Origin of the sequence: Bacteroides graminisolvens DSM 19988 = JCM 15093, assembly GCF_000428125.1 — a bacterium.
Classification (GTDB): domain Bacteria; phylum Bacteroidota; class Bacteroidia; order Bacteroidales; family Bacteroidaceae; genus Bacteroides; species Bacteroides graminisolvens.
This window is the reverse complement of sequence record NZ_KE386627.1, coordinates 234,074-256,539: the sequence shown is the minus strand read 5'-3', so window position 1 is coordinate 256,539 and position 22,466 is coordinate 234,074. Positions and strand designations below refer to the sequence as shown.

At 45.4% G+C, this 22,466-nt stretch carries 16 protein-coding genes and 1 riboswitch; of the genes, 7 read left to right on the top strand and 9 right to left on the bottom strand.

The features are described from left to right. Positions 1-4 precede the first annotated feature (4 nt). Positions 5-715 (bottom strand): precorrin-2 C(20)-methyltransferase, encoded by a 711-nt coding sequence (locus tag C511_RS0113625; protein WP_024995569.1) that lies wholly within the window; start codon positions 713-715, stop codon positions 5-7. Positions 716-830: 115 nt separating this feature from the next. Between C511_RS0113625 and C511_RS0113620 the strand changes: the two genes are divergently transcribed. From C511_RS0113620 to C511_RS0113610, 3 genes are read left to right on the top strand one after another with little or no spacing between them, the layout of a single operon-like run. Beyond that, complete coding sequence (locus C511_RS0113620; RefSeq protein WP_024995568.1) at positions 831-1,991, top strand: ABC transporter substrate-binding protein; 1,161 nt, start codon at positions 831-833, stop codon at positions 1,989-1,991. 7 nt (positions 1,992-1,998) lie between these two features. Continuing rightward, positions 1,999-3,036: an iron ABC transporter permease gene (locus C511_RS0113615; RefSeq protein ID WP_024995567.1), complete on the top strand. Its 1,038-nt coding sequence runs from the start codon at positions 1,999-2,001 to the stop codon at positions 3,034-3,036. A 7-nt stretch (positions 3,037-3,043) separates the two neighbouring features. After that, entirely contained in the window at positions 3,044-4,063 is a 1,020-nt protein-coding gene (locus tag C511_RS0113610; RefSeq protein WP_027318285.1) for an ABC transporter ATP-binding protein, read from the top strand. 38 nt (positions 4,064-4,101) lie between these two features. Here C511_RS0113610 and cbiD read toward each other — a convergent pair whose 3' ends face one another. Genes cbiD through C511_RS0113575 form a run of 7 tightly spaced genes read right to left on the bottom strand, consistent with a single transcriptional unit; the run spans position 4,102 to position 14,966 of the window. After that, positions 4,102-5,910: a cobalt-precorrin-5B (C(1))-methyltransferase CbiD gene (gene cbiD, locus C511_RS0113605; RefSeq protein WP_027318284.1), complete on the bottom strand. Its 1,809-nt coding sequence runs from the start codon at positions 5,908-5,910 to the stop codon at positions 4,102-4,104. Further along, positions 5,907-7,748 carry a precorrin-4 C(11)-methyltransferase gene (cobM, locus tag C511_RS0113600; protein WP_024995566.1) on the bottom strand — a complete coding sequence of 614 codons (1,842 nt, stop codon included), beginning with the start codon at positions 7,746-7,748 and terminating at the stop codon, positions 5,907-5,909. The genes cbiD and cobM overlap by 4 nt, the downstream gene beginning before the upstream one ends. Next, a complete protein-coding gene (locus C511_RS0113595; RefSeq protein ID WP_024995565.1) occupies positions 7,745-8,938 on the bottom strand; it encodes a bifunctional cobalt-precorrin-7 (C(5))-methyltransferase/cobalt-precorrin-6B (C(15))-methyltransferase in 1,194 nt (397 codons plus the stop codon). The genes cobM and C511_RS0113595 overlap by 4 nt, the downstream gene beginning before the upstream one ends. A 2-nt stretch (positions 8,939-8,940) precedes the next feature. Next, positions 8,941-10,350: a precorrin-3B C(17)-methyltransferase gene (cobJ, locus tag C511_RS0113590; RefSeq protein WP_024995564.1), complete on the bottom strand. Its 1,410-nt coding sequence runs from the start codon at positions 10,348-10,350 to the stop codon at positions 8,941-8,943. 32 nt (positions 10,351-10,382) lie between these two features. Further along, a complete protein-coding gene (locus tag C511_RS0113585; RefSeq protein ID WP_034782515.1) occupies positions 10,383-11,846 on the bottom strand; it encodes a hypothetical protein in 1,464 nt (487 codons plus the stop codon). A gap of 19 nt (positions 11,847-11,865) precedes the next feature. Beyond that, positions 11,866-12,783, bottom strand: a complete 918-nt coding sequence (locus tag C511_RS0113580) for a sirohydrochlorin cobaltochelatase (RefSeq protein WP_024995562.1) — start codon at positions 12,781-12,783, stop codon at positions 11,866-11,868. A gap of 2 nt (positions 12,784-12,785) precedes the next feature. After that, the gene (locus tag C511_RS0113575; protein WP_051260534.1) at positions 12,786-14,966 is read right to left on the bottom strand and encodes a TonB-dependent receptor; all 2,181 of its coding nucleotides are present in this window, start codon (positions 14,964-14,966) and stop codon (positions 12,786-12,788) included. 99 nt (positions 14,967-15,065) lie between these two features. Then, a riboswitch (cobalamin riboswitch) is annotated at positions 15,066-15,291 on the bottom strand. Between the two features lie 46 nt (positions 15,292-15,337). Between C511_RS0113575 and C511_RS0113570 the strand changes: the two genes are divergently transcribed. Together C511_RS0113570 and C511_RS0113565 are read left to right on the top strand one after the other, a co-directional pair. Beyond that, the gene (locus tag C511_RS0113570; RefSeq protein ID WP_027318282.1) at positions 15,338-16,639 is read left to right on the top strand and encodes a cobyrinate a,c-diamide synthase; all 1,302 of its coding nucleotides are present in this window, start codon (positions 15,338-15,340) and stop codon (positions 16,637-16,639) included. Between the two features lie 15 nt (positions 16,640-16,654). After that, positions 16,655-17,230, top strand: coding sequence for a cob(I)yrinic acid a,c-diamide adenosyltransferase (locus C511_RS0113565; protein ID WP_024995561.1), 576 nt, complete (start codon positions 16,655-16,657; stop codon positions 17,228-17,230). Positions 17,231-17,901: 671 nt separating this feature from the next. Here the strand turns inward: C511_RS0113565 and C511_RS0113560 are convergent. Then, entirely contained in the window at positions 17,902-18,537 is a 636-nt protein-coding gene (locus C511_RS0113560; protein ID WP_024995560.1) for an NAD(P)H-dependent oxidoreductase, read from the bottom strand. A 157-nt stretch (positions 18,538-18,694) separates the two neighbouring features. Here C511_RS0113560 and C511_RS0113555 point away from each other — a divergent pair, with 157 nt between their 5' ends. Beyond that, positions 18,695-20,317 (top strand): DUF6377 domain-containing protein, encoded by a 1,623-nt coding sequence (locus tag C511_RS0113555; RefSeq protein WP_024995559.1) that lies wholly within the window; start codon positions 18,695-18,697, stop codon positions 20,315-20,317. Between the two features lie 164 nt (positions 20,318-20,481). Continuing rightward, positions 20,482-22,461 (top strand): glycoside hydrolase family 97 protein, encoded by a 1,980-nt coding sequence (locus C511_RS0113550; protein ID WP_024995558.1) that lies wholly within the window; start codon positions 20,482-20,484, stop codon positions 22,459-22,461. Positions 22,462-22,466 lie beyond the last annotated feature (5 nt).

Below are 22,466 nucleotides of genomic sequence, written 5' to 3'. Positions count from 1 at the left end.
GTAGTTACATTGTTTTTTTAATAATCATTAGCGAGAAATAAGGAAATTCCTTCTCAATAAGCTCTTTTGTAGCCCTGATATACACCTCACGCGGGGTACCTACGTTCTCAAAATAATGAAAGGTATGATCATTATACTGTGCCATGCATTGTTTCACCGCTTCCCTGCACTGAGAAAGCTTCATGATGACTACTACCAGTCCGGCATCCAGCAAATCACTTAGTTCCTGAGCCGTGGTATTACCGGGGATCACCATCAGGCGCTCTTCCTGACTAACAATATGAAGTCCGGCCAGCGCCCCCGAAGCAATAAAAGCAGGGATTCCTGCCACTTGTTGCACGGCAATGCCCTGCGCCAGCAATTGCTCAAACACATAATGTACCGATGAATAAAAGCCGGCATCTCCCTCAGCCACTATGGCAATACGTTTACCGGCAGCATACGAAGCGGCAGCTTCAGTCGAAAGCTTTTCATAAGCCTCCATAGCGGCCGCACGATCTTTGCTCATGGGTACAATAAAATACTGAATATGTTGTTCGTCTACGTCAAGCGCACGAAGAATGTCGGCCGAGCGGGAGAGTTGTTTACCCGAAGAAGTAAGCGTGGCAGGACAATAGATTACATCGGCCCGACGAAGCGTATTCAAGCCTTTTAGCGTGATTAATTCGGGATCGCCCGGACCCAGCGATACAAAAGATACCTCGTGTAGGTTCATGGTTCGTTTTATTTAGCGTTTTCAAAATACAAAAGTGCTTAAAATATCTCTGCCGAACAAGAATAATTAAGTATCTTTGTTCCTCACTTAAGATTAATTGTAGATTAAACAACGCATGAATTATAAAATAGCAAGTGTATGCTGTCTGTTATGGGCATTATGCGGCACGGGATGCAAACAAAAGACTACTTCCTCCTCTCACTCAACCAGCGGAACGGAAATCACCTCAGCAGATGCGGAGACACAGGTCGCTACTCATTATGCCAAAGGGTTTACTGTAAAATACCTGAGCGATAATTGCCGGCTGGTAGATGTTCAGGACCCACAAAAGCATGGAGGTAAAACGTTTCATTTTGCTTTGATTGACAAAAATACAGAAGCCAAGAACATTCCTTCGGGATATACAGTGATTCATGTACCGGTTGACCGGGTTATCTGTATGACTTCTCTTCAGCTTTCTAACTTCATTAAATTGGGAGCGGTTAACAAAGTGAGCGGCATTACCAGTTCTCGTCACCTGTTCAATAAGGAAATGAAAGAGCGTTTGAAGAGCGGTGCAGCACAAAAAATAGGTATTGAAGGTAACTTTGACAATGAACTCATTATGGGTATCAACCCCGATGTCATATTTATATCTCCCTTTAAGAGAGGCGGTTACGATGCCATGCGTGAAGTAGGAATTCCACTCATTCCGCACCTGGGTTACAAAGAAACATCACCGTTGGGCCAAGCAGAGTGGGTGAAGTTCATCGGTCTGTTTACCGGACAAGAAGCCAAAGCCAACAAGCTCTTCTCGGCTACTGAAAAACGATACAACGAACTGAAGCAACTAGCAGCGAATGTAAAAAAACGTCCGGTAGTGTTCAGCGGCGAGTTGCGTGGTGGCAATTGGTATGCCGTGGGTGGAAAGAGTTTTCTGGCACAGTTGTTTCGTGACGCCGGAGCCGATTACTTCTTAAGGAATGATTCTACATCGGGTGGGGTAACGCTCGACTTTGAAACGGTGTATAATCAGGCGGAAGATGTTGACTACTGGCGCATTGTTAATAGCTTCAAAGGTAATTTCAGTTATGAAACCCTGAAAGAAGAAGATGCCCGTTATGCTGATTTCAAAGCATTCAAAGAACATAAGGTGGTGTACTGCAACATGTCTAAAACACCCTTCTACGAAAGCATGCCGGTGGAACCCGAAGTGGTACTTGCCGATTTTATACACGTGTTTCATCCTGATTTATTGCCCAATCACAAACCCGGTTATTACGAACTGTTAAAGTAGCAGCACCATGAAGAGACACACCTCCCTGCTGATGGCAATGATCGCAGCATCTATCTTTCTGTTCTTCCTGCTGAACCTATTGATTGGTTCGGTGGATATTCCGTTGTCATCTGTAGTGAATATCTTGTTGGGCGGTGAGGAGCAATCGGTGGTATGGCAAAACATTGTCCTGAAGTCTCGTGTACCACAGGCGTTAACAGCCTTGGTGGCAGGAGCCGGACTATCCATCAGCGGCTTACAGATGCAAACTGTTTTTCGCAATCCGTTGGCAGGTCCCTCGGTGTTGGGTATCAGTTCGGGAGCCAGCCTGGGCGTTGCTTTTGCCGTACTTATTTCGGGTAGCATAGGAGGTGTGGCGTTGAGCAACATGGGCTACTTTGGCGAAATGGCATTGACTATTTCGGCTACCATTGGGGCTTTTACGGTTATGGCCATCATCGTATACGTATCACAAAAAGTAAGAGGAAACGTTACGTTGCTCATTATCGGCGTGATGATTGGCTACGTGGCCAATGCCATTATCGGCGTATTGAAATACTTCAGTGTGGAGGAAGATATACGGGCCTATGTTATCTGGGGACTGGGCAGTTTCTCGCGCGTATCGGGTGATCAAATGGTGTTGTTTGTATGCCTCATGCTAGTGCTGATGCCTTTGTCTTTTCTGCTCATTAAAACAATGAACCTCTTGCTGTTGGGCGATAGCTATGCCCGTAACCTGGGACTTCACATCAAGCGGGCGCGACTGTTGGTCATTGTTTGCTCGGGTGTGTTGGTAGCCATCGTAACGGCCTACTGTGGCCCTATCATGTTTCTGGGACTGGCCGTTCCTCATCTGTGCAGGGCTATTTTCCATACGTCAGATCACCGTGTACTGATGCCCGGCGTGTTGCTGACCGGTGCTTCATTGGCACTGATATGCAACCTTATTTCGCGCATGCCCGGCTTTGAAGGAGCTATGCCCGTTAACTCGGTTACCGCATTGGTAGGAGCACCTATTGTAGCCTCCGTACTATTCAAGAAAAGAAAAAACGAACTGAATGAATAAAACTGATATGAAAAGCGAAACGATACGAATTGATTCCCTTTCCATCGGATATCGTGGAAAAAGCAGTGTAAAAGTGGTAGCCGCGAACTACAACGCTACCATTAACAGTGGGGAACTAACCTGTCTGTTGGGAGCCAACGGAGTGGGTAAGTCGACCTTGCTGCGTACATTATCGGCTTTCCAACCTAAGATTTCAGGACACATATTCATTCAGGGGAAAGATATTTCGGACTACACAGACAGTGATTTATCCACCGTAATCAGCGTGGTGTTGACGGAAAAATGCGATGTGCGCAACATGACAGTTACCGAACTGGTGGGACTGGGAAGAAGTCCGTATACCAATTTCTGGGGTACACTGACCAAAGACGACCGCCGCATAGTGGAACACTCCATCGAACTGGTTCGCGCCGGCGAACTAAAAGACCGCATGGTACACACCCTGAGTGATGGTGAACGGCAGAAGGTGATGATTGCCAAGGCTTTAGCACAAGAAACGCCTGTCATTTTCCTCGATGAACCCACTGCTTTTCTTGATTTCCCCAGCAAAGTAGAAATCATGCAACTGTTGCACCGTTTGAGCAGAGAAACCGGAAAGACCATCTTCCTTTCCACGCACGACCTGGAGCTGGCTTTACAGATAGCCGACAAGATTTGGATGATGGACAAAACCAACGGATTAACCATCGGAACCCCCGAAGACCTGTCGTTAAACGGCAGTCTGAGCGGATTCTTTGCCCGCAAAGGGATTACTTTTGATCGGGAAACGGGTTTGTTCCGGGTAGAGAATGTGCATACTTCGGAGTTGCGACTGGTAGGACACGGACAAAAGTACGCCATGGCTCGTAAAGCTTTGCAACGCAACGGAATACTGGCAGGTCGTTCGGTGGAATCGGAGTTTTTTATTGAAACCGGAGATTTGAAAGACACGAAATACGTGGTGCATCCTATTGATAATGAACCATTTACAGTCCATTCCATCGAAGAATTGTTGAACTACGTACTACAACAAAAGCCCAACCATTAGTTTCACCCGATAACAATATATGTTACGAGCCTAACACATCAATAAACATCCCCTTCTTCTGTAAGCAACAAAATAGTCAGCTCGCCCTGAGGGAGCAGCACATCGGCGTGCAGGTGACATGCCTGTAACAGCAAAGTAAAGAACCGTTTATGATCGTCGGCATGAAACAGACTCCACAGCTCACGTGCTAACGTGATGGAATCAATGGCAGCCACAGCATCTGTCGAGCATCCTGCCTGTTGTGCCATGTCTTGCAAAAACAACTTGTTCATGGTACTGTGCTTACTATGCGTATCGAGCGAACCTTCGGCCAGCTTCACCGCCTTGCCAATCATAATACCCATGGTTACCCGGGACAAGCCCACCTCGTGAGCCACACGAATCGTTTCACCAATGAAGTTACCGTAATGCACAAAAGCTTGTGAGGGCAGGTGAGGGTAGAGCTTGCGCACGTACTTCTCACTCTTGGCACCCGAATTGATGACCAAACGTTCCACCTTCAACGCCTGAACCATTTCAACCTGCTTGCGAATGGAGTTAACGAATGCTTCTGAAGAAAAGGGCTTCACAATGCCCGACGTACCAATGATGGAGATGCCTCCCTCAATGCCCAAACGAGGATTAAATGTTTTCTTTGCCAATTCTTCTCCCTGCGGAACGGCAATGGTTACAGTAATAGTTCCCGTTGTAATACCTTGTTGACGGAGGTGATAGCGAAGATTTTCTTCTATCATCCGACGGGGAGTTTGGTTGATAGCCGCACCGCCCACTTCAAGTCCCAGTCCGGGTAGGGTAACGCGTCCCACGCCCTGACCACCCTGAATGCAGATTTCGAGTTTACCGGCTGAAGGACGGTATTCCACGGTCGACCAAATCTCGGTTCCATTGGTTATATCGGGGTCATCGCCTGCATCTTTCACAACACAACCCATAGCTGAATAATCACTAAGTAGACGAGCTTCAGCTTGAATGGAGATGCTTTCTCCGTCGGGTAAAAAGATGGATACATGCGCAACAGCTTCACCCAGCCATCTTTTTAATGCAGCTACAGATGCTGCCGTGGCACAACTGCCTGTGGTGTAACCCGTACGAAGCGGATAGAACCCCGGCAAGAGCTGCTCCACAGTCCTACGCAGACCGTGCGGACCGTCTACCAACCGAAAGTCGGGCGACAATTCAGGCCTTTTCACCACAAAAACCTTCACACCCGCTTGGCGGGCTGCTTCTATTTTTTCATTAAATCCACCGCTTGCACCACTCTCTTTGGTTATGATTGCCTGCGGATGCAGCTGATTCAACACTTCACCCTCGTCACCACCGGGTTGGTAGAAAAGAACTCTTTCGGCCGGAAAACCTTGTTTCACAGCTAGTTGCAGCGACTCTTCCCGGTCCAATACCCGAAACCAACAAAGATGCTTTTGCCAAAAAGGAGCCAATTTACCGATGGTTTGTACCCCGGTGAGCGCCAGCAAACGGTCTACTCCGGCTGCCTCCATCTGCTGCATGGCATCCTGGTAATCATTGCACCACACCAAGTCATTGTCTCTCGGAGGATACTGCCTCTCGTAGCGGACTACCGGGATGTCCAGCTCGCCGGAAACATCCGCTACGGTGCAGTGAAGATTTTCAGCAAAAGGGTGGGCGGCATCTACCAGCAAACGAATGTCGTGCTCCTTGCAGAAAGCAAGCATAGAGGCTGCATCCAGCGCCCCCGTAATGCGTGTTCCGTGAGGAGAAGCCACTTGTTGCACTTCGCCCTTGGTAGAATAAAAGTATGGCTGTGCTGCCTCTTCAAGCACCTCAACCGCCTTTCGACCTTCCGTTGTACCGCCTAAAACCAGAATCATTTTGCATCTCCTTCCGTTCCTTTACGGAACAAATGAGTAAACTTGTGCGAGTATAATTTCGACAATCCCTCCCGGTTGTCTATGGCATCGCCCACCACAATCATAGTGGTCAGCGTCAGGTTGTTCTCCTTTACGATGGATGCCAGGTTTTGAAGTTCACCGCGGTAGATGCGCTCGTCTTTCCATGTAAGGTGATAACATGCTGCCACAGGTGTAGTGGGCGGGTAGTGTTGCAACAGCTCCGCTTGCACCTGATCAACCACTCCGGCACTCAGGAAGATACACATCGTACTCTGAGAACGAGCCAGCAGATGCAGTTTCTCTTTATCGGGCATGGGCGTACGTCCCTCACCACGGGTCAGAATGATGGTTTGTACCTTCTCGGGAATGGTGAATTGCGACTGTAAAGCTGCCGCTGCCGCCTGAAACGATGAAATGCCCGGAGTAATGTGATAACGCATGCCGTACTGATCAAAGAAGGCCATCTGTTCTTGTATGGCACCATAAATACAAGGATCACCCGTATGCAGACGTACCACCAATTGCCCCCTGTCATAAAACTCCTTCATCAGAGCAAACTGTTCTTCGAGTGCAAGGGAAGCCGAACTACGCACGGTGGCTCCCTTCTTGGCACAGTAAGTCAGCTCCCGAGGTACCAAGCTACCGGCATAAAGTATCAAATCGGCCTCTTCAAGAAAGTGACGCCCCTTGACGGAAATAAGATCCGGATCACCCGGTCCAGCACCCACAATTTCAATATGTCCGCCGCGACAGGCACCGCTATCCATAGCTACTGCAAAAGTAAAATGGCTGTTCTCCGTGAATACTCCCTTCTGCTTTTCCAAACAAAGAGCACCACCGCCCGATGCCAGAATGGCCGATGCTTCGGCTACACTGGATGTGCCCGTTACCGTATCAACCTTTTCCGACGGATGCGGTACGGCTACTTCATTCAACTCTTCACCCGAGTAGATGTGCAGCTCGTTCACCCCGAAACTTTGTTGAAGATCGGCCAGCAAAGGCTCCTCTTTCTTCAGGTCAATGGTCGACAAGCTAACAACCGACAACGGAGAAAGTCCACTTTTTACCAATTCCTCTTTTATATACTCACTCACCCCCTGCGGATGAGCCTCCTTACGGCATCCCATACCCAAATGGAGCACCTTGGGGCGGAAGTACAACACCGGAACATCCGCAGCGTAAATGCGCGGGGTAACAGCTATAATCAAACCAACATCCGCAACCTGAATGTCCTCGTAACGGTAGCATACATGTACATGAGGCGGCAAGGTACGCTCCAGATAAGAGGTCCCTGCATCTCTCACCTCGAGTAGCAAAGCAGTAGGTTCACCGTTCACAAAGGCAGCAATAAGCTGGTTCATGCTTGCACCAAACGGCTCAGCCGCCCAATGGTATAAGGACGGTAGCAAATCCAACGCCCACAGTCCGCTATTATCACTCTGCGTGGTAATAACCGGTTCGGCACCAAGCACAGATGCCACGTGACGCGTTAACTCATTGGCACCACCCACGTGTCCCGAAAGGACGGAAACCACATATTTGCCGGTGCTGTCAACGTTGATCACCGCCGGATCCGTATGTTTGTGACCCAGGCAGGGAGCAATGCTACGAACACAAATGCCCATGGCGCCAATAAAAATAAATGTGCTGAATTCTGTGAAGTTTTGCTCCACAAAAGCAGCTATATGATCAATTTGTGTACAACCTTCTACCGGAGCAGTAGTATAAACGGTGCTTTGCTCCAACTCTTTTTGTAAGACAGACGCAACGGGTAAACCGGAAGGAGAAACCAATATAATGGCAGTTTTCTTTTTCATAATACGGCACTTAAAATTCGTATCGGGTTATTATCATCGAGTGCAACGAGGCACTCGTTTTGTAAGGTCAATGGGGTGACTGCTACAGCTTCCAGAAACAAACGGTAACTGTTTTCGCTCACCGAGTTGAACACCACAATGCCTCCGGGCAGTAACACCCGGCTGATTTGTTCCATCATCTCTTTGAGTTTACCGCCGTGACCACCTATAAATACGGCATCGGGAGCGGGTAGGGAAGATAAGTCCTGTGCAGTGAAATCACCTATCACACTCCGTATACCCGGAGCACCGAAACGACGGGAGTTAGCTTCCATCAACTGTTCGCCTTCGGGACGGATTTCAAAGGAGGTAACGAGCAGGTGAGGAAATTGCAATCGGGCCTCAATAGACACCGACCCGGTACAAAAGCCAACGTCCCAAAACGAACGACGGTTTTGCAATCCCAACACACTTAAATCCATCAGCCGCAGGGGAGCTTTGGTAATCATCTTGTCACGGTTGTGAAGCAACTCAAACTCCCCATCGGGAATACCGAAATAACGGGGTCTGCCTTCACCTTGAGCCAGCAGAATAAGGTTGTTAGGGTGTTTGAACGACTCTTTGGAAGCTTCCTCCAAACTCAGTGTACGAATCCGTTGTTCTTCTTCGTTGCCCAAACATTCGCCCACAAACAGAGTGTAACCGCTGTAGCCGTAATATAACATGCGCGCGGCAATAGTAGCAGGCGTATGCTCCCTGTCGGTCAGCACCCCCATCTTAGTCGTGCGGCGAATCAGCGCATTGTCAAATTCTTGCCACGGACGCCCCGTAAGCGACACCACCTGCATGTCGTGGTAAGGCATAGTCAGTTCATGTGCCAACATCTGTAATGAGTTGAACGCAGGGTAAGTTACCACCCGTGCCTGCGGAAGCCTCTTCTGTATGGTTGTGGCAAAACCAAAAAACAACGGATCACCCGAAGCAAATACCACCACGTGAGAATGACCGGCATACTGCCGGAACACATCATCGAGCGGTGTGGTTATGTCTATCCACAAAGCACCATGCGGTAAGTGATTCTCCATAATCTGTCTGTGACGCACCCCACCCGAGAACACCTCACCGTTACGGATGATGCGCTCTATGTGCGGAGGCAGAAACAGTTCCCTGCCGTCACTCAACCCAATGACTGTAAACAATTGCTGTTCCATGTCTATACGTCTCTTCCGGGCTTTAACAGCTCGGCATCATTGAAACATAAAATGGCGTTGACCAGCGTAGCAGCCAGGTTGCTGCCCCCTTTACGTCCTTCTACAATTAGCTTGGGTACAGCGGCAAAAGGTTTCAACATGTGCTTGGATTCTTCTACATGTACAAAGCCTACCGGAGCAGCAACAACCCCCGCAGGAGCAGCTTTTCCCTTTTTAATAAGCAGGCAAAGTTCCATCAGTGCAGTAGGGGCATTGCCAAACACATACAGCGCATCGGGATGTTCCTCAACGGCTAGGCGAATACCTGCCTGTGTGCGGGTAATACCTTTTTCGGCAGCCAGAGCAGCCACCCGTTCATCGCCCAAGTAGCATTTCACCTCCACGCCCATGCGTTGCAAAGCACCTTTCCGAATGCCCGATGCAGCCATTGTCACATCCGTCACTACTGTCTTTATCTCTCTCTTTTCAAAGCGAGAATAGAGGTTTTCCACCGTATTATCGTCTATCTTAAGCAGTTTTTCCATATCGAAATCAGCCGTGGTATGAATGGCATGCAGCAAAGCCCATTTACGTCCCAGGGGAATGTTCTTGTCTTTCAGTTCGGCCTCAATGGTACGGAAACTGCGAATCATAATCTGTTGTCCGATGCCGTTGGCCTCTTCCGCATCTTCCTTGTAATAACCGCGGGGAGTAATAAACGTGTTCTGCCAATTGTAAGACTGTGAGTTACCCACCAGCACAACGGTAAACATATCGGCATCATCGGGCTGAAAATCGTGCAGCGTAGTAAGCTTCACCTGCTGTTCTTCCCGTCCCGCCTGACGTACCAGTCCCACAGGCGTTTCCGGCGAGCGACCTGCTTCGAGGAACAACTCTTTCAATCGGTGCAATTGCCAGTAACGTCCTTCACTACGGGGATTATATATAGCAGTAACAAAATCGGCTGTTGCAGCCGCAATGATTCTTTTCTCAATCTTCTCCCAAGGAGTCATCAGGTCCGACAGAGAGATGACGCAGAAATCATGCCCCACAGGCGCACCCAGCAAACTGGCTGCCTTCTGAAAAGCACTGATGCCTGGCAATGAAACAATTTCCACCTCACTGCTGCGTTCCTTCTTCATTTCGTAAACCAGCGGAGTCATGCCATAAATGCCGGCATCACCGGAACTGATGACGCAAACCGTTTTTCCCTGATCAGCGTATTCAAACGCTTGTTCGGCTCGCTGTCTTTCTTTCTTCATGCCGGTATCTACACACACCGTGTCGGGAGCAAGATAAGGCTTTATAAACTGAAAATAATATTTGTAGCCTACCACCACATCGGCATGGGCAACGGCATGAAGCACAGCCGGGGTTATGTCGGCCTCACTGCCCGGTCCGATACCGGCTACTATGATTTTTCCTTTTTTCATATTTTTTTCTATCTGAATATGCAAAGATAAAATTAACTCTTTAGTTTTCGGCATTTGCGCGCCACATATCTGTAACCAAGCACTACGCCACTCAACGAAACAACGGCGCCACCGGTTAGTAATGTCCACATCACAAGAGTCCACACCCACGGATAATCAAGCAAGAACTTAATCTTTAAACTGTGTAACCCCTGATACATCCAGAAGCCCCAACGATCGTGATTATTCACATGGCGATACTTCCCTGTAGCCGGGTTGATATAGTAAGTATCCTTGTCTTCATTATCAATGTTAACCCGATATACAGGTAAGGGGAGGTGTCCTGCCTTTGAAATATAGTAAGCATCGTACTCAGTAAGCAACGATATGTTCTTAGGAATATGGTTGCCATGAATTTCATGGATTACGCTTAGCACATCCTGCTCTGTCAATTGTAAAACCCGAAGCGTATCGGCAGATGCGTCTATCGTTACTTTATCCGTTTCAGTTACGATATTGTACAATGGAATATTTCTGAAGTTATCCCATTCCACCGATTTTATTTTTCCGCTATACGCCTTAACTACAGTACGGTAATCAAGTTTGTAGTTCAAAGAAGAAACGTTGCGATGAGACAAAACCCGATCGACCGAAGATTCATTCCGTGTTCGTCCTAACCACGAAGGCGTGTCGACAAGAGACATCATTCCGCTAAAGATCCATGTAAGCACAAAGATTCCAAACAGCACACCGGTAACGTGGTGCCACCAATACCATTTCTTCTTATAAGGAGAAGCCAGTGTTTTTTGTCGGCGGTATCTCTGCAAATAAGCATCAATACCTACCCAAATGCCCGATACTGTCATTAGAATACCCAGAGCAGACAGGATCACAACCGACTTCACCCATAGGTCTTTATCCTGCCGTAAGATTGTAAAATACACCCAATGCGGTATAGCACCCACCCACGCCCAAAAACGCTGATCGGACGTAGTAAACTGAAGTACATCTGCCGATTTGGATGAAATATACAATTGGTGATTCTCTTCATCATCGTAATAGAACTTATAGATGGGGAAGTCTTTCTTCAATTGCCCAAACGGTATCCACTGGTCTAGTTTTCTTAGCGTGTCGACTCTGATTACTTGGGCGCTACACCACTTTTCAGCAGTCTGCTTTATGTAATTCCAGTTAACCTCAGAGAATGTTTTCAATGAATCGGCAGGTATTATACATTCTGTTTTGCCTGCTTGTACATGAAACTTTGTTTCGCCCAAGAACTGATCCAGTCTGATGGTTCCTTCCAGCATCGAATCAGGAATCTGATGCAGTACCGAATTGAAATCAGGTAAATGGGCAACCGACAAAGTATCGAGCACCTTCGTTTTCTGTTTGTTATTAACCTTGGGAAAAGTGTGGTAAATCAAAACCATGCCCGTAACAAACCACATTAGAAACAGAACACTGAGCAAAGTGCCCAGTATTCTGTGAATTGAATAGATTATTTTATTTATCATAATTGACTGTCGTCTATTTTTATTCATTTTCTGATTGTGCGTATTGTTTCTTCTTGTCTTTAATATCAATTAGTTTATGAGTCAGCGCAAAACGGGCATGCTCCATAAACTGCTCCTGAATCTGGGGTAACTCACCCAACCCCTGCATCATTACATCTACCCGAAAACCCTCTTTTACTAATGCTTCTTTCCAATCAACAGCTATGTCGTTGTTGGCATGATCGCCGGCAACAAACATGAAAGGCATCAGTGTAACTTCTTTCTTTCCGCTGGCCTTGAGCTGTTGCAACATATCATCAAAAGAAGGATAGCCTTCAATGGTGCCTACGTGGAAATTAGCATATCCTTTGGCCTTTAGCATATAATCCATCATGGCATAGGTAGATGTGCTAGGAGTGTACGTGCCGTGTCCCACCAATACAACCTCTTTACGAGCAGGTGCGTGCTGCACTACCGTTTGAAGTACCTGACGGTAGTCGTCAACTGAATAGAGCAGGGGATTACCCACCCGGATGTCTTTGAAAAGTGAAGTGGCCTGAGCTACCTCACCCCGCAAAGCTTCCATCTCAATGCCCTCAATAATATTGGTTGATTGTACCACCACGTGCGTAAAACCCTCTGCGTGCAATTGCTGCAATGCTTGAGCAGGAACAGGAATCTTTTCTCCACGGGCAGCCATGCGCTTAATCACAATACGTGAAGTCCAGGCCTCACGTATTGTCAGTTGCGGAAAAGCATCCGCTATTGTTCGATTGATAGCTTCAATGGTCCGTTGGCGGGTTTCAGGATAGGTAGTACCAAAATGCACTACCAGCAAGGCTGCCTTATCGCCAGGTTGGAGCGATGCAAGCATGTCCGACTCTACAAAATTTCCTCCTTCGTGAGCTTTCATTATGACACTAAAAAGAATTGCGAAACAAAAGATGAATTTTCTCATGGTTATTTCTTGAATTTAAGAAGCAGACTCACATATACGGTACGCCCTGGAGTAAGTGATGCATAATTAACTCCATACGGACGGTCGTCACGATAATTGAAAATGTTATTCACGCCCAAGCCCGGTTCCAGAATAAAATGATCCCACTTATCAAAAGTGTGACGTGTATTCAGGTTCCAAAGACCAAATCCGGGAGCCGATTCATCCAAATCGCCCGACTGGTGGAAACGTTTGCTCTGTACACGTCCATTGAGGTTCACGTTAAGCTGATATGCCTTCCACGAATGTGCCCAGTTGGCTGTAACACTACCTGTGTGACGAATGCTTCTCTCTATATTGGTCCATCCGCTTTCATCCTTTCCGCGAGCGTATGCAAAAGAATAACCGCCGCCCAGCATGAATCCGTAACCCAGTGCTGCATTCAAATTGGCATCAAAACCTTTCACCAATGCTTTATCGAAGTTTTTATACTCCTTGTAATTCTTCAGGTTTTTAATTTCGGTAGCTCCGAAAACGGCAGTCGCTTTTTCGAGAATAGCCGCTTGTTGATCAGCCGGCATAGACGAAAGAGCAGTCGTTTTGCTGCTGATCATATCTTCTATGGAATTAACATAAGCATTGACCGAAGCGGTGAAACGGTTGTGCACATACTCCACATTCAAAGAACCGTAATGACTCTTCTCGGGTTTAAGCTCGGAGCTACCTGCCGTAATGGTTTTGGTTTTAAAAGTATAATAATACAATTCATCCAAGCCCGGTGCACGGAATCCCGCTGCGTATGAAGCTCTGAAATTAAAGTCGCCCAGACTATACATCAACGAAGCCTTGGGAGTAAAGCTGTTGCCCGCTGTTTCGTGGTGCGAATAACGAAGTCCCACAATGGCTTGCAAGTTCTTTAGTATATTGATTTCTTCCTGCCAAAAAGCCGCAGCAGTATATACGCTTTCGTCAACACTGGCATCGGGACGCTTCAACTCGTCGGTAACATACTCCAATCCCACAATGCTTTTAAAAGCATCCGAATGTTTGAAAACTCCTTTCAAATTGGCATTGTAGTAGTTTTGTTTCTTGGTCATGCTCTCATCACCCTCCTTAAAATTGCCCGACTCCTTGAGGTATTTATAGTATGACACGTAGTTGTTTTTAGTCAAGTCCAAGCTGAGGTATGATGAGTTGCCCAATAAATATTTGGCACCGGCACCCAAATTGTACGCATCATATTTCATGTTGTAGGTGTATGCACTAACGGGACGCTTCGTCATCCGGTCATAGTATCCGCCTTCGGCATACATGGATAAAGCCGCTGTAGGCGAGTAGGTAAATTTCTGATTAATCACATCGGAATAAAAAGCATTCACGGGTAACTTATCCGTCAGGTTACCATCCTCGTCGTACGAATTCAGCTTCCAGCTATCCGACTGCTGACGGGTGTATGAAGTGAACGATCCAAATTTTCCGGTGTTAACATCTACATTGACACCCTGTGTAAACTGTCCGCGCTCTTCGATCTTCGTATTCGAAGTAACAGTAATCAAATTCTTGGGGTTATCTGTAATGATGTTGATCACCCCGGCAATGGCATCGGAACCGTAAAGAGCAGAAGCAGCTCCTTTCAACACCTCAATACGCTTCACGTTGTTCATGTTAATTTGACTCAGGTCGATGTTGTTCGATGTATCACCCGTCAGCTTCTTACCATTCACCAGGATGAGCACGTATTTGTTGCTCAGTCCGTTCATCATCAGGTAAGACCCCATGGCATTGGTTGAAAAAGATAGCGAAGGCTGAAGCATGGTCATGGCCGTTTGAAAATCGGTGATTCCGGCTTTCTTGATGTCGGCAGCGCTCATCACTTCAATAGGCACGGGAGTGTCCTTTAACTTATGATGCGTCCCGGTACCCGTAACAACCACCTGATCGAGGTTGATGTATGCGTTCTTCAACTTTAGCACCAGATTGGAGTTGCTGCCCGATATTTTCCGACTAAGCGGAGCATAGTTTAAGCAGCTCACCCTGAGCACTTGTTCCCCTTCTTTCACATTACTGAGAGTGAATTCTCCTTTGGCATTGGTAGCACAACCGATAGTAGTTTGTTCCAAACGAACGTTAGCACCCCTCACGGGTAGTCCGTTTTCTGCGTCAATCACTTTTCCGCTCAGCGTTACTTGCGCGAACGAATTCATAACAATGCAACCTTCTACAAGGATTGCAAGCAGGCATTTTTTCCTCATTGATATATGATAAGTAGTTAATAAATAGCATTCCTGACCCCGGGATTGCTGTATTCATTATGTTGCCTGGCAGGTTTCCTGACTTTCCCCTTGAAGAGCGCCTTCCCGTTTCATTATGCAATAAGAAACAGTGGCATGTGAGCGAGTAAGCTCTTCAGGTTATGCCCTGTAAGGGCAGGGGATTACAGTAGCGGGCACTGTTCCGGACTCTCACCAGATTCCCTTTTATGTAGCAAACAGGATGTTCGTTACATCACCAAAGCGCCGCAAAGTTATTAATTTATTTTATATTTGCATCTTATTAACTCAAATTGATAGACCAAATGAATGCCCATATATTGATAGGTGCCGCTTCTTCGGGCAGCGGAAAAACAACGCTCACGCTGGGTTTGCTCAGGCTTTTGAGTAAACGAGGGTATGCGGTGCAACCGTTTAAATGCGGTCCCGATTACATTGACACCCAGCACCATGCACTGGCTGCGGGATGCCCTTCGGTGAATCTGGATACATGGATGGCTTCCGAGGAACATGTGCGCGAGCTTTACAGCCGTTACGGAGCCAAAGCCGATGTTTGCCTCACGGAAGGAGTGATGGGGTTGTTCGACGGATACGATGGCATGAAGGGTAGCAGTGCTGCCATTGCCTCCCTGCTCCAAATTCCCGTGGTACTGGTTCTCAATGCCCGCTCCATGGCTTACTCGGTAGCTCCTATACTTTACGGATACAAACATTTCAATCCGACGGTGCGCATTGCCGGAGTCATCTTTAACCAAGTAGCCGGTGAAAGTCATTTCAGCTACCTGAAACAAGCCTGTACGGATGCGGGGGTTCATTGCTTCGGGTACCTTCCGAGACAAAAAGACATTGAGATTCCGTCGCGTCATTTGGGCCTTACACTCGATGAAAAATTCCGTTTCGAGGAGTTTGCCGACCGCATTGCCGCATCAATAGAACAGTACATACAGGTAGATGATTTGTTAAATATTTGCAGCAAAGAGACAGAAAATGTACAGTCCATATCCGCACCCGTTTCGTCATTTTCTTCTCGAAAACTTAAAATTGCCGTAGCGCATGACGAGGCTTTCAATTTTACCTATCAGGAAAACATAAATCAGCTAAAAGAATATGGTGACGTGGAGTTCTTTAGCCCGCTAAGGCACTTTTCCGCTCCTCTAAGCGCCGATCTCCTCTATCTGCCAGGAGGATACCCGGAATTCTTTTTAAGCCCGCTAAGCGCAAATAAAAGCATGATTCAGTCCATTAGGGATTATGCGCTTTCGGGCGGACGGGTTTTGGCTGAGTGCGGAGGGATGATGTACCTGTGCAACTCCATAACGGGCATGGATGGCATTTCGTACCCCATGGCGGGGGTTTTAGACCAGGAAGCCACCATGGAGAACATGAAACTTCACTTGGGCTACCGGATGGGTGAGTACAACGGCGTAACATGGCGCGGACATGAGTTTCACTATTCAAGCCTGCGCAACCCCATGAAGAGTGCCTGCCAGCTTTATTCGGCCCGAAACACGCCGGTAGACACAGCGCTGATACGCTACAAAAACGTTATTGCCGGCTACACACACCTGTACTGGGGCGAGCAGTGCATTTTCGATTTATGGAAATAACCTAATCTGCATAAAATGAGCAAGATATACACTAAAGGAGGCGACAAGGGACGCACCGGAATTCACGGTGGCACCCGGGTTGAGAAGGATGATATTCGCATTGAAGCCAATGGCTGTCTGGACGAGCTGAATGCCGTTTTGGGCATCGTGCGGTCTTTGCTGCCGCCCCATCATGAATTTCAGGATACGCTGCACACCATTCAGCGGGAATTGATGGTGGTAATGAGCCACGTAGCCACTCCGGCAGCTATCCGGAACGAGAACCCCAATCGAATTCCGGATGACATGACCATCCGCTGCGAACAGGAAATTGACCGGCTGAAAGAGTTGCTGCGCGACAATGATTACTTCGTTTTGCCCGGAGGCACGCTGCCATCGGCACAGTTGCAGTTTGCCCGCACCGTGGCCCGCAGGGCAGAAAGACGCTTGTGGACACTGAACAGGCAGGATGAACTACCGGGCGAAATACTGCGCTTCATGAATCGCCTGTCTGACTTGCTGTTCGTGATGGCCCGCTACGAGATGCAACAGCAAAACCTACCCGAAGAACGTTGGCAGGCATTTGCCTACAAACGCAAGTCGAAAACATAAGCCAACGGCTTCTGAACAAGCCTCTCAGTCATCATAACCGCTGGGCTATGTACCTCAGAGGTCACGGGCTATATACCCCAAAGGTCGTGAGGTATATAGCCCGTGCTCATGAGCTATATGGACGGGAGGGCACGAGGTATATAGCTCATAACCCAAAGAATTTGTCTGGGCTATCAGCCCCAAATGATAGCTCAGACTTGATGCTATGAGTATCTATGATACTCTCTCTCTAATGGCATTGCACACGCATAACGACAAAAACTGATTATCAGCGACTTAGCATGCTTCGTTTGGGCAACAGTCGGGCTCAAGTAGCTCTCGTTGTGCGCTTGCAATGCATTTGCATAAATGCATACGAAACTAATTTTGCAAAGCACGATCATTCCCGTCAAAATGTTAACAAAATACCTTAAAATATTAAACCATGTTATAAAGCAATGTTTTTATCCTGCATAATTTGCAAATAAGATCTCAACACGTAACTTTGTACTGTGTTTTTCATAGTATTAGATTTAAGGTTAACAAAGATTGGTTGCCCGTGACGGGTAGCCATTTTTTTTTGCTTTAAACCAAAGACCTAACTTTGGATCGTTTTACAAAAAATAAAGGCTGCCTCTTGCTATTGCAGGGGCAGCCTTTATTTTTATAAAATTGAAGAATGTATACTTTAGCTACTTCATTTCAATAACAAATTCTTCCTTGGGCAAACGAACTTTCTTCATATTAACCAACCAATCAGCCGAAGCATCACGGTAACCTACGGGCAAGATGCTTACACTTTTCAATCCGAGGGAAGAAAGGTTTAGCAACTCGTCGAGCTGATCGTTATAAAACCCTTCCATAGGAGTGGAATCAATCTTCAACTCGGCAGCCTGCGCCATAACCAATGCCAAAGCAATATATGTTTGGCGGGCAATATGTTCAAAGTTTTCCTTTTCATCTTGTGGCAGATAAATAGACTTTAGCTTATCAGTATAAGCACCGAAGAAACCTTTTGCCAATCCTCTTTCTTCTGTCGTGAAGTCGTAAATGGAATCAATACGTTCGGCAGAATACCTGTTCCATGCCGCAAACACCAGGACATGAGAGCAGTCGGCCACTTGTTGTTGGTTCATAGCAATAGGCACCATTTTGTCTTTCAACTCCTGATTGCTGACTACCAACACACGAAAAGGCTGAAGTCCGGATGAGGTAGGCGCTAAACGAGCTGCTTCTACCAATTTATCTATATCTGACTGAGAAACTTTTTTGGTTGAATCGAATTTCTTTGTGGCATAGCGCCACTGTAAATCTTCTATTAATGACATAACATCTAATTACTTTAAAATTAAAAAACTGGTTATATAACACAAAAACAGCAATTTATGTTTTGCACAACAAGAAATAAAACAACCTATTCATTGTTTGCGTCGGCAAAATAAATACGTTATATTTGTCGTTTTACAAATCTATATGATACCGGATATGAGGAAGTTAACCACAACGATTATTTTCTGTTTCTCAATACTCTCCGGGAATGTTGCCATCGGTGATGAACTATATTCTCGTCTAGACAGTATGATCATGTTGCAAAGTAGGTTTACAGATGAAAAGATCAAGGAAATAAACGTTATAAAATCGATACTTAAAGACAAGAAGCTCACAGATATTGAAAGATACTCAATAAACAGTAAACTCTTCAAAGAATACGAGGCTTTTAAATATGACTCTGCTTTTAAATACGTAGAAAGTAATATTCAACTAGCTAGCAAAATGGGCGATCAACATCGTATAATGCTTAGCAAGCTTGAAAAGGCTCATATTATTTCTGTAGCCGGAATATTTGACGAAGCAGAAAATGTACTAAATTCTATTGACTTCAATCTACTTTCAGGTGAAGACCTTATGAACTACTATAACCAGTGGTGCGAGCTCTACTTATTCAAAGCAGAATTCAGCAACGGTACTCAATATTACAACGGATATATTGACAGGGCTAAATTTTACCGAAAATTGATAATTGACAATGCCAACAAAGATTCATATTTGTATACGTCTACTTTGGCCAACTATGTATGTCAGCTTCAGCAATATGATAAGGCCATTTCTCTATTATCTGCTTATTTAAATAAACTGAATTCGGGTGACCGTCAATACAGCATTGTTACTAGTACGTTGGCTTTCTTCTACTATTGTAAAGGTGATTATGAACAGCAAAAAAAATATCTTATTCTGAGCGCAACATCTGATTTAAAAGGATGCATTCGTGAGAACAATTCAATACGTGAACTTTCATCAATCCTTTTTGCGGAGGGTAATGTAGAGCGCGCCTACAAATACCTGAACGTCAGTATAGAAGATGCTAATTTCTATGGGACAAGGCTTCGCAACACTCAAGCCTCTTTGCTTATACCACAAATTGTATCTGGTTACCAAACCGAGCAACATGCACAACATAAACGTATTGTGATATTACTCATTGCAATATCTATTGTGGCAATACTGCTCATTGCCGGATTAACAGTAATTTATTGGCTCTTAAAGCGTTATCGCCGAGCCAACTATAAGGTGAAACTAATGAATATAGAATTAAACAAGGCTATAGAGAAACTACAACAGACGAATGGGCTGATGCAAGAAGCCAATGGAATTAAAGAAGAGTATCTGGGAAGATTTCTTGAATTCAGTTCTATTCTTATTGACAATGTTGAACAGCAACGCAAAACAGAAAACAGACTGGCTAAAGACCACAAGTTACCAGAGTTGTATGAAATATTAAAAAGCAATGAGTTTATCAATAGCCATACTAAACAGTTTTACCAAAATTTTGATTCGGCATTTCTCAACATATATCCAAACTTTGTATGCGAAGTGAATAAATTACTCAACGATGACGGACAAATTATTCCAAAACAGGATGAGAAACTTACAACAGAACTAAGAATTTTGGCCCTCATAAGACTTGGGTTCACTGACAATCAGAAAATATCAAGTATCCTTCGTTCAAGCATAACAACTATCTACACCTACCGATCAAAACTAAAAGCACGCTCAAAATATAAAGATGATTTTGAGCAGAAAGTCATCAAAATAGACTCATACATATAAGATAAATTTTAGATTTTAATAAAACAAATAGAGGCTAAACAGCTTATAATAAGCAGTTTAGCCTCTACCTCATTCTAGATTTCTATTTGTTCTACTTTTTTCACCCTTTGTTTCAGGCTACTTTTACGTCAGAATCATTTATGACTAAATTCTATATAAGTACCATGAAACAAAGATTATTAGCTACATTAGTTATAGCTGCTTTTTATTTACTACCGTTAATGGCCCAAGAACATATTAGCTCTCCGAATGGAAAAATACAACTTTCTGTCGGGCTCAAGAGCGGCAGGCCTTATTACGAATTAAAATATCACGATCGGAACATCTTCAATACTTCCTTTTTAGGATACAAACTAAGTGATGGTAATCTGGATTCTGATTTCAAGATTATAAGTTGTACACGCACCACTAAAGACGAAACTTGGCAACAGGTTTGGGGGGAAGAAGAGTTTGTGAAAAATCACTATAATGAACTCACAATCCATCTTCAGCAGAAAAAAGGTCTGAAGCGCAAACTCGATATTGTATTTCGAATCTTCGATGACGGTATCGGTTTCCGATATATCATACCAGAGCAAAAAACATTAAATACTATTATTATTAATGAAGAGGAAACTCAATTTGCTTTGGCGCACGATGCAGAAGCATGGTCAATACCATCTAATCATACTGAATACTTTGAAGGTATTTACCGCAAAAGTCTTATAAGTACAAAGGATACTGTATGCACGCCTCTGACTATTGAATATGAGCCTGATATCTATCTATCCATTCACGAGGCGGCCCTCAATGACTATGCAAGTCTGAACCTAACGCCACGCGGTAATACACTTACCTCGGCTCTCACTCCTTGGAGCAACGGTATAAAAGTATATGGAAACAAAAATCTGATGAGTCCTTGGCGTACTGTCATTGTGGTACAAAAAGCCACCGATCTTTTGCTTTCAAGAATCATGCTCAACCTAAATGACCCTTGTAAAATTGAAGATACAAGCTGGATTAAGCCTGGAAAGTATATCGGTATATGGTGGAGTATTCACAAGAAAAAGAATACCTGGGAAATGGGTCCTAATCATGGGGCAACCACTGCAAATGTTAAGAGATATATTGATTTTGCTGCACGCCACGGTTTCAGTGGAATACTGGCTGAAGGTTGGAATCCAGGGTGGGGGAATGGTGAAAAAATTACATATCAGAAATCATATCCTGATTTCAATATCGAGGAAGTAAATCAATATGCACGAAGTAAAGGCGTGAGATTCATTGGCCACATGGAGAGTTGGGGTAACAGCAAACTGATTGAAACAGAAATGGATTCAGTGTTTAGGTGGTTTCATTCTATGGATATGAATACAGTAAAGACAGGTTACGTGGGTCATAAATTCGATGGCAAGGAGCTCTCCAAATCACAATACGGCATACGCCACTATAGAAAAGTGATTGAAACTGCTGCACGTTATCATATCATGATAAATAATCATGAGCCAGCCATGCCTACAGGAATTCAGCGCACATGGCCTAATCTGATGACTCAAGAAGGCGTACGCGGACAAGAATACAATGCGTGGGACAAAAAAGGCGGAAATCCTCCTGAGCATACTGCTACATTACCATACACCCGGGGATTGGCGGGACCGACAGATTTTACGCCGGCAATATTCAACTTTAGTGAAGTTATTAAAGGCACTCGTCCTCACTCAACACTAGCAAAACAGTTGGCTGAATTTGTGATAATATACAGTCCGTTACAAATGGCAGCCGATGAAATAGAAAATTACGAGGGCCAACCTGCACTAACCTTTATTGAAAATTGCCCTACCACATGGAGCCAAATGGTTGTTCCTAACGGAAAAATTGGCCAATATATAACAATTGCTCGTAAAGAACGTAATGGCGACAGCTGGTTTTTAGGCAGTTTGACAGACAACAAAGCCCGTGAACTAGACGTGAGGCTAGATTTTCTTGATGCTGATAAGAAATATACAGCCATAATTTATGAAGATGGTCCGGAGGCTGACTTTGAAACAAATCCTATGGCCATGAGTATACGCCAAATAAAAGTCGACTGTAATTCAACACTGCATCTAAAACTTGCAAGAAGTGGAGGTGCTGCAGTGCAGTTGAAAGTTGCATCTAAGTTATAAACACC

Excerpts from the sequence above, each read along its gene's own strand:
- C511_RS0113555 (WP_024995559.1), top strand. The coding sequence starts at position 18,695 with ATGAGGAAGTTAACCACAACGATTATTTTCTGTTTCTCAATACTCTCC.
- C511_RS0113580 (WP_024995562.1), bottom strand. The coding sequence starts at position 12,783 with ATGAGAAAATTCATCTTTTGTTTCGCAATTCTTTTTAGTGTCATAATG.
- C511_RS0113570 (WP_027318282.1), top strand. The coding sequence starts at position 15,338 with ATGAATGCCCATATATTGATAGGTGCCGCTTCTTCGGGCAGCGGAAAA.
- C511_RS0113585 (WP_034782515.1), bottom strand. The coding sequence starts at position 11,846 with ATGATAAATAAAATAATCTATTCAATTCACAGAATACTGGGCACTTTG.
- C511_RS0113560 (WP_024995560.1), bottom strand. The coding sequence starts at position 18,537 with ATGTCATTAATAGAAGATTTACAGTGGCGCTATGCCACAAAGAAATTC.
- cobJ (WP_024995564.1), bottom strand. The coding sequence starts at position 10,350 with ATGAAAAAAGGAAAAATCATAGTAGCCGGTATCGGACCGGGCAGTGAG.
- C511_RS0113620 (WP_024995568.1), top strand. The coding sequence starts at position 831 with ATGAATTATAAAATAGCAAGTGTATGCTGTCTGTTATGGGCATTATGC.
- C511_RS0113615 (WP_024995567.1), top strand. The coding sequence starts at position 1,999 with ATGAAGAGACACACCTCCCTGCTGATGGCAATGATCGCAGCATCTATC.
- C511_RS0113550 (WP_024995558.1), top strand. The coding sequence starts at position 20,482 with ATGAAACAAAGATTATTAGCTACATTAGTTATAGCTGCTTTTTATTTA.
- C511_RS0113565 (WP_024995561.1), top strand. The coding sequence starts at position 16,655 with ATGAGCAAGATATACACTAAAGGAGGCGACAAGGGACGCACCGGAATT.
- C511_RS0113625 (WP_024995569.1), bottom strand. The coding sequence starts at position 715 with ATGAACCTACACGAGGTATCTTTTGTATCGCTGGGTCCGGGCGATCCC.
- cbiD (WP_027318284.1), bottom strand. The coding sequence starts at position 5,910 with ATGATTCTGGTTTTAGGCGGTACAACGGAAGGTCGAAAGGCGGTTGAG.
- C511_RS0113595 (WP_024995565.1), bottom strand. The coding sequence starts at position 8,938 with ATGGAACAGCAATTGTTTACAGTCATTGGGTTGAGTGACGGCAGGGAA.
- C511_RS0113610 (WP_027318285.1), top strand. The coding sequence starts at position 3,044 with ATGAAAAGCGAAACGATACGAATTGATTCCCTTTCCATCGGATATCGT.
- cobM (WP_024995566.1), bottom strand. The coding sequence starts at position 7,748 with ATGAAAAAGAAAACTGCCATTATATTGGTTTCTCCTTCCGGTTTACCC.
- C511_RS0113575 (WP_051260534.1), bottom strand. The coding sequence starts at position 14,966 with ATGAATTCGTTCGCGCAAGTAACGCTGAGCGGAAAAGTGATTGACGCA.